Raw genomic sequence first — 1,482 nt, 5'->3', positions numbered from 1 at the left:
GCATGCCGTTGATGATCGCCGTGCCGCAATCCGGTCCCATGACCAGCAGGTTTTTATCGCGGGCGAGGGTCTTGATTTCACGTTCGTGCTCAAGGCTGACGTTGTCGCTGAAAAGCATCACCGACATTCCCTGATGCCGCAACCACGCCGATCGCCCCGCGCCGGACCACGTTTGCAAAACCAAGCGGCATGCCGTTGATGATCGCCGTGCCGCAATCCGGTCCCATGACCAGCAGGTTTTTATCGCGGGCGAGGGTCTTGATTTCACGTTCGTGCTCAAGGCTGACGTTGTCGCTGAAAAGCATCACCGACATACCCAGATGCAGCGCCTTGGTCGCCTCCGCCGCGGCGTAGTCGCCGGGCACCGAAATCAGCGCAAGGTTCGATGCTTTCTCCTGCTCCGCCGCCATTTCCAGGCTCACGAGCGGCGGCGGCCGGATGCCGTCGCCGCCCGATTCTTGCGGCTTCGCGGAGAGCGCTTCCTCGGCTAGCGTGAGGGCAGCGTCACAGGCTGTATCGCCGCCACGCACGGCGATGACCAGATCATTCGGACCCGCCTTGACACCGTCGTCGAGATTCGCGTCGCGCAACTGCGCGAGGTTCGTCTCGGTTCCCATCGCGACCGACGCCTGCTCGATATCCGGCAACGCGCTGATGCGGGCCGAGATCTGCATCAGGGAGACGGAGTCCTGATACATGTTCCTGAAGACCTTCGTTCTTATGCTCATTTCCAATTCCGATTCCGGTGATCGTTGCACCCGATGCTTTAAAGCGCCCGAATGCGGGCCTGGCGAATCCGGCGTTGCATACGCCGAATGCCATCGAACTGATGAACAGTGATTCGCTGGATCCTGGTCCGATCAGCGGGTTTCTTCTTGCGCTACCGTTTGAAGTGACCTGATTCCATGCAAGAAACCTCCGAGACAATCCACGCCAGAAGACGCGCCGAACTCCATGACCTTGTTTGCGGCAGTTGCGATATCCGATACCGGTGATCCGCGAATCAAAATACTGATCAAATGGTCGATGGGTTCCGAATAATGCCCCTTGAGCCCTAGCGTCAAATAATGCCGGCTAATGCTCGTAGTCCGATGCAACATGCTTTTGATCGCCAACTTCAACAGTTTCAAATGCGCGGCGATATTTTCAATATATTGCCAAGGCCGTAATGCGGCGAGATAACCTAAAAGATAATCATCGCCATCGGGCGTAAGTCCCGTGCCGAAGCCGATCAACTCGGCCACGGCTGCGTCGAGCGCAAGCTTTTCGTCCGCGACATTCAGGCGCGGCGCGCGTCCGTCCAGTGGCCAGCCTGGCAGCAACTGCAAATTGCTTCGCACCTCGCGCTGCCGGCAGTAAGTGATGAGCTGGCTGGCGAGCGCCGGATAGACACCGAGAAAGGCATCGAGAGAACACGCGTCCCGCTTCTTTTCCGGAGCAGGTCGCCAGCACGGCGCCCGGCTAAGATCGGCCCGCCAGCGA

Annotated in this window: 2 protein-coding genes; both read right to left on the bottom strand. The window is 58.9% G+C overall.

Annotation, left to right across the window (positions count from 1 at the left end; all coding sequences use genetic code 11):
- Positions 1 to 89: 89 nt before the first annotated feature.
- Entirely contained in the window at positions 90 to 728 is a 639-nt protein-coding gene (locus tag ACRXB1_RS35925; protein WP_449494757.1) for a hypothetical protein, read from the bottom strand.
- A 132-nt stretch (positions 729 to 860) separates the two neighbouring features.
- The coding region (locus ACRXB1_RS35920) for a DUF2877 domain-containing protein (RefSeq protein WP_449494756.1) at positions 861 to 1,482 on the bottom strand (622 nt) is incomplete at its 5' end.

Source organism: Caballeronia sp. M23-90 (assembly GCF_053574605.1).
Note: the sequence above shows the minus strand (reverse complement) of the source record. Positions and strands in the feature narration are given on the sequence as shown.